The sequence below is a fragment of the Pseudoxanthomonas daejeonensis genome (genome assembly GCF_010093205.1).
Lineage (GTDB): Bacteria > Pseudomonadota > Gammaproteobacteria > Xanthomonadales > Xanthomonadaceae > Pseudoxanthomonas > Pseudoxanthomonas daejeonensis.
Map to the genome: position 1 here is coordinate 41,769 of NZ_PDWN01000008.1, position 12,439 is coordinate 54,207.

General features: G+C 70.7%; 10 protein-coding genes. 4 read left to right on the top strand and 6 right to left on the bottom strand.

Going from position 1 to position 12,439, the window contains the following annotated elements:
* Positions 1 to 67 precede the first annotated feature (67 nt).
* The 3 genes from CSC65_RS09275 (at position 68) to CSC65_RS09285 (ending at position 5,145) form a co-directional block, all read left to right on the top strand.
* On the top strand, positions 68 to 1,372 hold the full coding sequence (locus CSC65_RS09275; protein WP_162410291.1) for a serine hydrolase domain-containing protein: 1,305 nt from the start codon (positions 68 to 70) through the stop codon (positions 1,370 to 1,372).
* A gap of 107 nt (positions 1,373 to 1,479) precedes the next feature.
* Complete coding sequence (locus CSC65_RS09280; RefSeq protein ID WP_425501342.1) at positions 1,480 to 3,639, top strand: lytic murein transglycosylase; 2,160 nt, start codon at positions 1,480 to 1,482, stop codon at positions 3,637 to 3,639.
* 240 nt (positions 3,640 to 3,879) lie between these two features.
* Positions 3,880 to 5,145: a TCR/Tet family MFS transporter gene (locus CSC65_RS09285; RefSeq protein WP_162410293.1), complete on the top strand. Its 1,266-nt coding sequence runs from the start codon at positions 3,880 to 3,882 to the stop codon at positions 5,143 to 5,145.
* A 3-nt stretch (positions 5,146 to 5,148) separates the two neighbouring features.
* Here CSC65_RS09285 and CSC65_RS09290 read toward each other — a convergent pair whose 3' ends face one another.
* The 5 genes from CSC65_RS09290 to CSC65_RS09310 form a co-directional block, all read right to left on the bottom strand.
* Positions 5,149 to 5,580 carry a PepSY domain-containing protein gene (locus CSC65_RS09290; RefSeq protein ID WP_162410294.1) on the bottom strand — a complete coding sequence of 144 codons (432 nt, stop codon included), beginning with the start codon at positions 5,578 to 5,580 and terminating at the stop codon, positions 5,149 to 5,151.
* Between the two features lie 155 nt (positions 5,581 to 5,735).
* Entirely contained in the window at positions 5,736 to 6,509 is a 774-nt protein-coding gene (locus CSC65_RS09295; protein ID WP_162410295.1) for an NRDE family protein, read from the bottom strand.
* 10 nt (positions 6,510 to 6,519) lie between these two features.
* On the bottom strand, positions 6,520 to 7,398 hold the full coding sequence (locus tag CSC65_RS09300; RefSeq protein ID WP_162410296.1) for a methylglyoxal synthase: 879 nt from the start codon (positions 7,396 to 7,398) through the stop codon (positions 6,520 to 6,522).
* A gap of 150 nt (positions 7,399 to 7,548) precedes the next feature.
* On the bottom strand, positions 7,549 to 8,739 hold the full coding sequence (locus CSC65_RS09305; RefSeq protein ID WP_162410297.1) for a benzoate/H(+) symporter BenE family transporter: 1,191 nt from the start codon (positions 8,737 to 8,739) through the stop codon (positions 7,549 to 7,551).
* A gap of 105 nt (positions 8,740 to 8,844) precedes the next feature.
* Positions 8,845 to 9,432, bottom strand: coding sequence for a TM7S3/TM198-like domain-containing protein (locus CSC65_RS09310; RefSeq protein WP_162410298.1), 588 nt, complete (start codon positions 9,430 to 9,432; stop codon positions 8,845 to 8,847).
* A gap of 155 nt (positions 9,433 to 9,587) precedes the next feature.
* Between CSC65_RS09310 and adhP the strand changes: the two genes are divergently transcribed.
* A complete protein-coding gene (adhP, locus tag CSC65_RS09315; protein ID WP_162410299.1) occupies positions 9,588 to 10,616 on the top strand; it encodes an alcohol dehydrogenase AdhP in 1,029 nt (342 codons plus the stop codon).
* 136 nt (positions 10,617 to 10,752) lie between these two features.
* On the opposite strand, the gene CSC65_RS09320 is transcribed toward adhP, so the two are convergent.
* Positions 10,753 to 12,231 (bottom strand): FAD-dependent oxidoreductase, encoded by a 1,479-nt coding sequence (locus tag CSC65_RS09320; protein WP_162410300.1) that lies wholly within the window; start codon positions 12,229 to 12,231, stop codon positions 10,753 to 10,755.
* Between the last annotated feature and the right edge of the window lie 208 nt (positions 12,232 to 12,439).

Here is a 12,439-nt window from a genome sequence, read left to right on the forward strand (position 1 = left end):
ACTTCCGGCAGGTCACCCCGGCTCCGCGCCCGCTTAGAGTGGCGCGGCACCCATGAGGAAGACCGGCATGAACAGCCCCGCCCCGCCCGTATCCCCGCCGCCTCGCAGGCCGCCTGGCCTGTTGCGTCGCCTGTTGCGCAGCCTGGGCTGGACGGCGCTGGTGCTGCTGGTGCTGGCCGCGCCGACGCTGGCCTACCACGCCCGCTGGAGCTGGCCGCGCGCCGTCGTGCCGGCGGTGGGGACGGCGCAGGAACAGCAGCGCGCTGCGGCGGGCATGGATCCGGAACTGGCCGCGCGGTTGATGGCGATCGTGCGCGACGCCCGTGCCACGTCCGGCCTGCCGTCGCTGTCGGCGGCGGTGGCGCGCACCGACGGACTGGACTGGGCCGGCGCCAGCGGCTGGGCCGACATCGATCGCGGCCAGGCCGCGGGCGTGGCTTCGCGCTACCGCACCGGCAGCATCGCCAAGCCGATCACCGCGGTGGCGATGATGCGCCTTGCCGAAGCCGGCGCGCTCGACCTGGATGCACCCGGCGCGGATGCGGTCGCCGGCCTGCCCCCGGGGCTGGCGCCGCTGACCGCGCGGCAGCTGGCCTCGCACACCGCCGGCGTGCGCCACTACTCGCCCATGCCCTACGGCTGGCTGTGGCCGGGCTGGTTCGAGGCCAACTCGCAGCGGCACTACCCCAGCGTGGAGGCCGGGCTGGCGATGTTCGCCGACGACCGCCTGCGTTTCGCGCCCGGCACCGGCTTCCAGTACTCCACTTTCGGCTATTCGCTGCTGTCGAGGCTGCTGGAGGGCGCGTCCGGACGCCCGTTCCCGGAACTGCTGGCCGCGCAGGTGTTCGCGCCGGCCGGGATGACCGGGACCGCGGTCGACACGCCCGACGCGATGCCCGACCGGGTCGCCTTCTACGTGGGCGAGGGCGGCCGCTATACCGCCGCGCGACCGGTCGATTCGAGCTTCCGCATCGCCGGCGGCGGCATGGTCTCCACGCCCGCCGACCTGGCGCGCCTGGGCGTGGCCTTGCAGGACGGCCGGCTGCTGTCGGCCGAAGGCATCCGGGCGATGTGGACCGCGCAGCCGCTGGCCGATGGCAGCGCCAACCCGCAGAACTACGCGCTGGGCTGGCGGGTGGACCAGTCGACGCGGCTGTTCGTCGACGGCCGGCCGTTGCAGGTGGTCCACCACGGCGGCACCCAGGCCGGCGCCGCCGCCTTCCTGCTGCTGGTGCCCGAACAGGGGCTGGCGGTGGCAGTGATGGCCAACTCCATCAGTGGCCGTGCGCAGGTGCAGGACACCGCCCTGGTGCTGGCGCAGGAGCTGCTGCAGGTGCCGGCGAAAGTGGAAGCAACTCCCGGCGCGGACTGAGTGCGGCGCGCGTCGTGGCGAGCGTCGTGAACGCGGGCCACGCCGCGCGCCCTAGAATGCGATGGCAGGCCATGGAGACGGCAGCCGTGCACGCCCCCACTCTTCCAATACGCGTTCCCGCCCCGGTGCTTGCGCTGCTGCTGGCGCTGCCGTTCCCGGCGTGGGCGCAGGACGCCGCCTTCCAGCGTTGCCTGGCGGCGATGCAGCCGCAGGCCGCCGCGCGCGGGATCGATGCGGCCAGCTTCGCCCGCTACACCGCCGACCTGCAGCCCGACCCGACCGTATTGCCGCTGCTCGACGCGCAGCCGGAGTTCACCACGCCGATCTGGGACTACCTCGCCGGGCTGGTCGACGACCAGCGCGTGGCCGACGGCCGCGCCATGCTGGCGACCCACCGCGACCTGCTGGCGCGGCTGCAGGGCGAGTACGGCGTCGATCCGGCCACCGTAGTGGCGGTGTGGGGCGTGGAAAGCGACTACGGCCGGGTCACCGGCAAGCGTCCGCTGCGCGTATCGCTGGCCACGCTGGCCTGCGAGGGCCGGCGCCAGGCATTCTTCCGCGGCGAGTTCCTGGCCCTGCTGTCGCTGCTGCAGGCGGGCGACCTCGCCGATCCGCAACTCACCGGCTCGTGGGCCGGCGCGTTCGGGCAGACCCAGTTCATTCCGACCACCTATGCGCGCATCGCCGTCGATGGCGACGGCGATGGACGTCGCGACCTGGTCGCGAGCATTCCCGATGCGCTGGCGTCGACCGCGAACTACCTCGTGCGCGCCGGCTGGACCGCCGACCAGCCGTGGGGCTACGAAGTGAAGCTGCCCGCCGGCGTCGATGCGTCGCTGGCCGGCCGCACCCAGCGCCGACCGCTGGCAGACTGGATCGCGCGCGGCGTCACCCGGGTCGATGGCACCGCACTGGCCTCCTCGTCGACGCCTTCGGCCCTGCTGCTGCCGGCCGGTCGAGAAGGACCGGCGTTCCTGGTCTTCGGCAACTACGACGCGATCTACGCCTACAACGCGGCCGAGAGCTACGCGCTGGCGATCGCGACCCTTGCTGACCGCCTGCGCGGCGGCAGCGGGATTGTTACCGCGTGGCCGACGGCCGATCCGGGCCTGTCGCGCGCGCAGCGCAAGGATCTGCAGTCCCTGCTGCTCGCGCGCGGCCACCCCATCGGCCAGGCCGACGGCATGGTCGGCATCGCCACCCGCCAGGCGATCGCGGTCGAGCAGCAGCGGCTGGGCATGCAACCGGTCGACGGCCGCGCCGGACAACGCATCCTCGACGCATTGCGCGCGGCTGCCGGGCCGGCGCCACTGCCGGCGAGCACGGCGTTCGCGTTGCCCGCCGCGTATCCTGCATTGCTGCATTCGCCCTCACCCACCACCCGCAAGGCGCTGAAGAAAATGCACGAGGTTCCCGGCCTGGCCCTGGGCAAGTTCCAGGGACTGGATGCTTTGCTGGTGGATACGCCGCTGGCGAAGGCGGCGGTGTCGCTGTTCGGCGGGCAGGTGGTGTCGTTCGTGCCGAGCGGCCAGGAGGACGTGTTCTGGCTGTCGCCGCTGCGCGCCGCGCTGCCTACGCCGATCCGTGGCGGCACCCCCGTGTGCTGGCCCTACTTCAGCCGCCAGGGCCAGGCCAACGACGTGCCGGCGCACGGCTTCGTCCGCACCCTGTCCTGGCAGCTTGTGGCCGCGCGTCGCGAAGCCGATGGCACCCTGGAACTGGAACTGGAACCCCCCCCGCTGCAGGACCTGTCGCTGCGCCTGCGCATGCAGCTGCGCATCGGTCGCACCCTGGAGCAGCGTCTGGTGACGCAGAACACCAGTGGCCAGCCCGTGCGCTTCACCGAGGCCCTGCACAATTACTTCCGCGTCGCCGACGTGGAGCAGGTGCGCATCGAAGGCCTCGAGGGCCAGCCCTTCCTGGACAAGAACGATGGTGGCAACCGCCACGTCCAGCAGGGCGAATGGAACCTGCACGATCCGCGTGACCCGGGCCGTGCCGACCGCCTGTTCCCGGGAGCGGGTGGCAGCTACCGGCTGTTCGACCCGGGCCTGCGCCGGCGCATCGACCTGCAAGTGAGCGACGGCCGCACCGCGATCGTGTGGAACCCGGGCGAGGCCGGCGCCGCGCGCATGGCCGACGTCGGGCCGCACTGGCGCCAGTTCGTGTGCCTGGAGGCGGGCAACGCCGGCCCTGACGTGGTCGAGCTGGCGCCGGGCGCGACGCATACGCTGGTGCAGACGATTTCGGTCGCACCGCTGTTGTAGGAGCGGGCACGACCGCGACACCGACGCCCTCGGCCAAGTCCTCCGTGATTGCGGCGCCCGCGCCGCCTTCGTGACCGCCCCGACAGGGCGCGCGCAGCCGCCATTCCCGATCCGCGCAGCCCGTCGCCGTCGCACCCGCTAAACTGCGCCCCTTCCGGTTGCATCGCCGGCACGCGCTGAAACAGCGTACGGCCGGCAGTCCCGGGCTCCCATTCCCGAGGCGCGTGCGTGGATCATCCTTTGCAGCACAGGCCCGGCGCGCGGCGCGCGGCGCTGGTCTTCATCTTCATCACGGTGCTGATCGACGTGCTGTCGTTCGGCGTGATCATCCCGGTGCTGCCGCACCTGGTGGAGGAATTCACCGGCGGCGACATCGTCAGCGCCGCGCGCTGGGTCGGCGTGTTCGGCATGGTCTTCGCCGCGGTGCAGTTCGTGTCCACGCCGGTGCAGGGCGCGCTTTCGGACCGTTTCGGTCGGCGCCCGGTGATCCTGTTCTCCTGCCTGGGACTGGGCCTGGATTTCGTGTTCATGGCGCTGGCCACGTCGCTGCCCATGCTGCTGGTCGGCCGGATCATCTCGGGGGTCGCCTCGGCCAGCTTCACCACCGCCAACGCCTACATCGCCGACGTCACCGCGCCGGAGAAGCGGGCGAAGAGCTTCGGCATGATCGGCGCGGCGTTCGGCCTGGGCTTCGTCATCGGTCCGCTGATCGGCGGCTGGCTGGGCGGAATCGACCTGCGCCTGCCGTTCTGGTTCGCCGCCGGACTGGCCCTGCTGAATTTCCTGTACGGCTGGTTCGTGCTGCCCGAGTCGCTGCCGCCCGAGCGCCGCGCGCCGCGCTTCGATGCCTCGCATGCCAATCCGTTCGGTGCGCTGGCGCTGCTGCGCAGCTACCCGCAGGTGTTCGGCCTGGCCGCGGTGGTGTTCCTGGCCAATCTGGCCCACTACGTGTACCCGAGCATCTTCGTGCTGTTCGCCGACTACCGCTTCCAGTGGGGTCCGCGCGAAGTGAGCTGGATGCTGGCGCTGGTGGGCGTGTTCAGCATCGTGGTCAACGTCGGCCTGGTGGGACGGACGGTGAAAGCGCTGGGCGAACGCCGCACGCTGCTGTTCGGGCTGGCCTGCGGTGTCGCCGGCTTCTTCATCTACGGGCTGGCCGACAGCGGCTGGCTGTTCATGGTCGGTCTGCCGGTGAGTGCGCTATGGGCGCTGGCCTCGCCGGCAACGCAGGCGTTGATCACCCGCCAGGTCGGACCCGAAGTGCAGGGCCGCATCCAGGGCGCGCTGATGAGCCTGACCAGCCTGGCCGGCATCATCGGGCCACTGTTGTTCGCCAACGTGTTCGCGCTGTTCGTCAGTGCCAGCGCACCGGCGCAGCTTCCGGGGGCGCCGTGGTTCCTGGCGGCGCTGCTGCTGGCCGGCGCGTGGGTCGTGGGCTGGCGCTATGCGCGCCCGGCACCGGCGGCCACGCACGAAGGCGCAGCCACCGGTGGCCCGGGTCACTGACGGTCAGTCGTTCTCGACGGCCAGGATGCGGCCGTCCTTGGCATCCACGCGCACTTCGACGTTCTTGCCGTCTTCGCGCTCGGCATCGGCCTTCCAGACACCGTCGTCGTAGTCGACGTCGTGCACCTTGGAGTACCCGGCCGCGGTGACCTTCGCCTTGATGTCTTCCTCGCTGAAAGTGGCGACCACGTCTTCGGCGAAGATCTTGCCGCTGGCCGGATCCACGCGCACGTCGACGCGGTTGCCGTCGGCGCTGGTGGCGTCGGTCTCCCACATGCCGTCCTCGAACTCCAGGTCGTCGATGCGGGTGTAGCCCTGTTTCGTGAGCAGTTCGCGGACCTGCGGCTCGGCCAGCGCGGTCGCCTTGTCGGCGGCGAACGCGGGGGCGGCAACGAACGTGGCAAGCAGCGCGAGGGAAAGGGAACGAAGCTTCATCGATGGCTCTCCTGATCGTGTCGGGACGCCACCTTGCCGCGTGCGACTTCACCTGGAAGTGAATGCGGCGACGCACGCGCGGTTGCGGTTCAGCGCGGTGAACGTCGCATCCACGCGCGAAATCGCGGGTGCCAGACCTGCGTGCATCGCCAGACTCAGCCGGCCGCGGGACCTACCGCCAGCCGCGTCTCGCCCAAGGCCACACCCATCGGCCCCCAGCGGCGTTCGATGATCGTTCCGTTGCCGTCGTGGTCGAGCGCAACCACCGTGCTCGCGCGGGTGCCGTAGTCCTCGCCGTGGATGAAGGCGGCCGACAGCCAGCGCTCGCGTTCCAGGCCGATGCCGGTATCGGGCAGCTGTGCGTCGGCATGGGTCGTGTCATCGGCGAGTGCATCGAACAGCGTCGCGAAGTCCGTGTCGCCGCCTTCGTCCAGCCAGGCGCGCAGGCGCTGGCCCAGCGCCGTCGCCTTGGGCCACGGCGTGTCCAGTTCGGCATTGGAAAGCACGTGCACGCCGCTGGAGGGCGCGGTCGTACGCACCCGCGGCCGGTTGCCCACCCACGCGCATCCGCGTGGATCGACCAGCAGCAGGTTGAATGGCCGGTAGCGGCCAGCATCGCCGAGCAATGCCTGCGCGTGGTCGCGCGCATCGCCGCGGCCGCGCAGGTAGTCGCTGGCCAGCAGGCCGCGCGAAAGTCCGGTCTGCGGCTGGCGGAAATCGCGCACGTTGGTCACCAGTGCACAGCGGCCGCGGGCATCCACGCCCAGCCAGGTGCCGCCGGCTTCCAGATCGCGGCCCGCGACGATCCCGGATCCGTCGTCCCAGCGCGCCAGTGCCGCCGTCGGCCGCGCATGGAATTCGTCGCGGTTGCCGGCCAGCACCAGGCGCCAGCGCGGATGGGCGTCGATGGCGAAGGCGACCACGCACATGGCAGCGGCTTCAGGCGGCGCGCGAAGCGTGCGTGCGTGCGGCGGCGACCCAGCGCGCGGCGACCGCGGGCGAGGTGATGCACACCGCCTCGTCGGTCACCGTGGTCACGGCGCGCTCGAGCAACTGGATGTCGGCCTCGTGCTGGCGCGCGACGTGTGGATCCTCGAAGAACACCGCGCGCTGGCACTGGTGCGCCAGGACCAGGTCGGCGATCTGTGCGTCGCCACCCATGGGACCGCTGAGGAAGCGGTGCACCCAGGGCGTGTCCTGCGGCCAGCCGCGGCTCCAGGCCATTTCATTGAGGCGCTGGCCGGTGGTGCCGGTGGCCACGCGCCGGGCGAAGCGTGACAGTACGTCGTAGTTTTCCGACGCAAACGCCAGCATCTGCGGCTTCATCGCATCGTGGGCGATCAGCGCCAGCGTCTGCGACTCGAAGGCATGGAAGCGTTCGGCGCCGGGATCCGGCACCAGGCCGGCATGGATACGTTCGTTCTCGATCCAGTCGCGCGCGCTGGCCACGGTGGAGATGAAGGGCTTGCCGTGGATCACGCACTGGCGCTTGAGCGCCACCGCTTCGGGGAAGATCGAGGATGGATCGACCGGATCGATCAGGTAGATCGCGCCATCCAGCGTGCGCGCATCGCCCTCCATGCCCACGACTTCGGCGACCAGCTTCATCAGCCCGCCTTCGCGTCCATAGGGATAGCGCTTCAGCCCGCCATGCCCGGCGAGCATGCCGGCGGCGGCAATCGCGTCGTGGGTGCGGCCCACCGCATGCAGCTCGATGTCCAGCTCGCGGATGCCAGCCGCGCTGGCGCGCAGCCAGCGGAACAGCGCGGCGTCCTCGGTGGCGTGGTGCAGGCGGTTGGCGGCGAGGCCCAGGCGCATGGACGGCGTTCCGAGTGAGGTGGGGAGAGCCAGTCTAACCGGGTGCTGCGCGGGGCCAGCAGGCGCACCCGGCCGCGTCATCGTCCATCGCACTTCGCCATGCCCGCCACGCAGGACGATGCGATGACCTGCGCCGCCGCGCCGCGCGTGTCAGCTCCGGGACGGGCCGCGCTTCAGCCCCAGGCGCACGATCACGCCGGCCACCAGCCCCCAGAACGCGGCGCCGATGCCGAGCATGGCCAGGCCCGATGCGGTAACAAGGAAGGTGACCAGCGCCGCCTCGCGCTCGTCGTCCTCGCGCAACGCGGTGGCGAGGCTGCCACCGAGCGTGCCCAGCAGCGCGATGCCGGCGATCGCCACCACCAGCTCGTACGGGAACGCGGCAAGCAACGCGGCGACGGTCGCACCGAACACGCCGATGAGCAGGTAGAACAGGCCGGCCCAGACCGCGGCCATGTACCGGCGCGCCGGGTCCGGGTGCGCTTCCGGGCCCATGCAGATCGCCGCGGTGATCGCCGCCAGGTTCAGCGAGAACGCACCGAATGGTGCCAGCACCAGCGTCGCCACTCCGGTCCAGCCGATCGCCGACGAAACCGGCACCGCATAGCCAGAGGCACGGATCACGGCGATGCCGGGCACGTTCTGCGAGGCCATGGTCACCACGAACAGCGGCAGCGCCACGCTCAATACCGCGGCCGCGCTGAAATGCGGCGTAGTCCATACCGGTCGCGCCAGTTCCAGTGCGAGCCTGCCGTCCTGCATCAGGCCCGATCCCCAGGCGATGGCCACGCCGACCAGCAAGGTTAGGATCACCGCGTAACGCGGCCACCAGCGCCGCGCCGCGAGCCAGGTGGCCAGCATCGCCAGCACCAGCAGAGGTTGGCCTTGGATCGCGCCGAACGCATCCAGGCCGAAGCGCAGCAGTACGCCGGCGAGCATCCCGGAGGCCAGCGACAGCGGGATCCGGCCGAGCATGCGTTCGAAGATCCCGGAGAAGCCCGCTATCACGACCAGCAGCGCGGCGAGCAGGAAGCCGGCGACCGCCTGTTCCATCGGCACGCCCGATGCGCTCGCCACCAGCATCGCCGCGCCGGGCGTCGACCAGGCGGTGACCACCGGCATCTTCCAGCGCAGCGACAGGAGCACGCAGCTCAGGCCCATGCCGATGCCCAGCGCCCACATCCACGAGGCGGTCTGCGCGGGCGTGGCACCCAGCGATTGCGCCGCCTGGAACACGATCGCCACCGAGCTGGCGAAGCCCACCAGTACGGTCACGAAACCCGCGGCGATGGCGGACAGGGACTGGTCGCGCAGCAGGCGACGGAGGGTGGATTCGCTCATTGCCGCGATTGTGGCGTGCGCGCGCGACGCGCGGAACCAGCCGCGTGCGTGGCGGCATGCACGCGTGGGGGCTGCGATCGGCCCGGCATGCGACCGGGCCTGCCGTCAGCGGATGAACGCGCCGCTGCGACGCAGGTTACGGGTGCGCGCCTGGGCCAGGAAGCTGATCACCGCCAGCAGCGCGAACACCACCAGCGTGCGCGAGTTCACCGGCATCATCCCGTTGGCGGCCTGCGCGCCGAAGATCAGGGCCAGGCCGGTGACGCTGAAGTAGGCGCCCGCGACCGCCGACGACAGGATCGTGAGCCATTGGCCGAGGTAGCGGCCGCCGAATGCGCCTGCACCCACGCCGGCCAGCGCGAGCACGGTCAGCAGCCAGCTGCCGCCGATGCCGACCAGCGAAGCGAAGAACAACGCCACGACCAGGCCGAGGATCGCGCCGGCGGCATAGATGGCCAGGGAGGCGAACGAATACAGCACGCCACCCAGCGCCGCGCCCAGGATGATCGCGATGATGGTCTGGATCGCCGGAGTGGGTCCGCCGCCGATCGTGCCGAGCACGGCCGACACCACGCCAAAGCCGATGTAGAAGCCGGCGAAGGCAAGTACCACCCGGAACATGGTGGAGCCGTAGACGATCATTACCGTGCCGCAAGCCAGGGCGATGACGCCCCAGAGGAACGTATGGTCCATCGCAGAACTCCCGCTCGGGTGGATGCGCCTGGATCGTAGCAGAGTTGTCCTGCGGCACCGGGGCCGCGCTGGCAGCCGGCTTGAGCCTGATCAACGCAACGGTAACCCCGCAGGTATAGGGTGGAATCCCCCACAACCTCCCGCGAGGATCGCGCATGGACAGGACGATGAAGGCCGCCGTGGTGCGCGGCTTCGGCCAGCCGCTGGTGATCGAGGAAGTCGTCGTGCCGCGCCCGGGTCCGGGCGAAGTGCTGGTGGAGATCGCCGCCTGCGGTGTGTGCCATACCGACCTGCACGCCGCCGAGGGCGACTGGCCGGTCAAGCCGAATCCGCCGTTCATCCCCGGCCACGAAGGCGTGGGCCACGTGGTCGCGGTCGGCGCGGGCGTCAGCCACGTGCGCGAAGGCGACCGGGTCGGCATTCCCTGGCTTTACTCGGCCTGTGGCCACTGCGAGCACTGCCTCGGCGGCTGGGAAACGCTGTGCGAGACGCAGCAGAACACGGGTTACTCGGTCAACGGCGGCTTCGCCCAGTACGCACTGGCCAATGCCGGCTACGTGGGCCACCTGCCCGCCGAAGTCGGTTTCCTCGAGATCGCGCCGGTACTGTGCGCGGGCGTCACCGTCTACAAGGGCCTGAAGATGACCGACGCACGCCCCGGCGAGTGGGTGGTCATCTCCGGCATCGGCGGCCTGGGCCACATGGCCGTGCAGTACGCCAGGGCCATGGGCCTGAACGTGGCCGCCGTGGATGTGGACGACGACAAGCTCGCGCTGGCACGACGGCTGGGCGCGACCGCGGTGGTCAACGCGCGCACCACCGATCCGGCGGCGTTCCTGAAAAAGGAGATCGGCGGTGCGCATGGGGCGCTGGTCACCGCGGTGTCGCCCAGGGCCTTCGAGCAGGCCATGGGAATGATGCGCCGCGGCGGCACGGTGTCGCTGGTCGGGCTGCCACCGGGCAGCTTCCCGCTCGACATCTTCGGCATGGTGCTCAACGGGATCACGGTGCGTGGCTCGATCGTCGGCACCCGCCTGGACCTGCAGGAGTCGCTGGAGTTCGCCGCGCAGGGCAAGGTCGCCGCGACCGTGGCCGCCGACCGGCTGGAGAACATCAACGAAATTTTCGCTCGCATGCACCGGGGCGAGATCGAAGGCCGCATCGTCCTGGACATGGCGGCCTGACCGGAGTTTCTCCCCACTCAGGCATACCTGTCTCCTCCGGCGTCCGGAGCGGCGGGACGTCGTCCCGGACGCCGGAAAGCGCAAAAGAAAGGCCGCGGTTTCCGCGGCCTCGTCGGACTCCGCGCCCCGCAACCGCTCAGGCCGCGACCGGTCCGGCAGGCGTGGCCACCTGGGCCAGCAACTCGACGATGGCCTGCGCCGCATCGCGCCCCTCGGCTACCGCAGTGACCACCAGGTCGGCGCCGCGCACCGCATCGCCGCCGGCGAACACGCGCGGATGGCTGGTCTGGTACGGCAGGCGATCGCTGCCGCCTGCCACGATCCGCCCGTTCGGCGTGCCCTCGATGCCCAGCGTCGACATCCACTCGGGCACTTCCGGCGAGAAGCCGAACGCGATGACGACCACGTCGGCGGCGATCACCGACTCGCTACCCTCGATCGCGACCGCGTTGCGGCGGCCGCGCGCATCCGGTTCGCCCAGCCGGGTCTCGACCATGCGCACGCCGGTGACGCGGTTGTCCGCGTCGGTCTCCACCGCCAGCGGCTGGCGGTTGAACAGGAAGCGCACGCCTTCCTCGCGCGCGTTGCCGACTTCGCGCGCCGAGCCGGGCATCGACGCCTCGTCGCGACGGTAGGCGCAGGTGACCTTGCCTGCACCCAGGCGGATCGCGCTGCGCACGCAGTCCATGCCGGTATCGCCGCCACCAAGCACGACCACGCGCTTGCCGGCCAGGTCGGGTAGCTGGATCTTGTCTTCCCAGCCGGCGATCGGCCGGCCCCACGGATCATTGCCGGCGACGATGCGCCCGTTCTGCACCAGGAACGGCAGCGCCGGCAGCACGCCTTCGCCGTCCTGTCCGGGCAGGCCGCCGTCGGTATAGCGGTATGCGCCGGTCCCGAGGAACACCGCGTCGTATTCCTCCAGCAGCTGCTCGATGCTCACGTCGCGCCCGATCTCAACGCCAAGGCGGAACTCGATGCCCATGCCCTCCAGCACCTCGCGGCGCTTGGCGATCACCGCCTTGTCCAGCTTGAAGGTGGGAATCCCGAACTGGAGCAGGCCGCCGATCTGTTCATAACGGTCGTAGACCACCGCCTGGATGCCGGCCCGCGCGAGCCTGTCGGCGCAGCCGATCCCGGCCGGACCGGCGCCGATCACCGCCACGCGCCTGCCGGTCGGCACGACCTCGGACAGGTCCGGGCGCCAGCCCTGGGCGAAGGCGGTGTCGACGATGTACTTCTCGACCGCGCCGATGGTGACCGCGCCGAAGCCGTCGTTGAGCGTGCAGCTGCCTTCGCACAGGCGGTCCTGCGGGCAGACGCGGCCACACACTTCCGGCAGCGGGTTGGTCGAGTGGCACAGCTCGGCCGCCTCGAGGATGCGGTTCTCCTGGACCAGCTGCAGCCACTGCGGGATGGCGTTGTGCACCGGGCACTTCCAGCTGCAGTACGGGTTGCCGCAATCCAGGCAGCGTCCCGACTGGTGCTGCGCTTCGGCCAGGCCGAACTTGCCGTACAGCTCCCCCCAGTCGCCGGACGTGCGCAACTCGAGCGGGATCCTGCGCGGCATCTCGCGCGGCAGGTCGAGGAACTGGAAAACTTGCTTGCGGCTCATGGGAATCTCGCTCGTCGTCCCCGCGTAGGCGGGCACCCAGTGACTTGGCTTGTCGTTGGCTTCAGGAGGCCACGTGTTTTCGTGCGTGGCGGCTGAAGTCACTAGGCTCCCGCCTGCGCGGGAGCGACCTGATAATTCGTAGACCCGACTGGAGGAAAGCCGCCTTGGTAAGGGGGCGCCCCGAAGGGGCGGGGATCGGAAGAGCGAA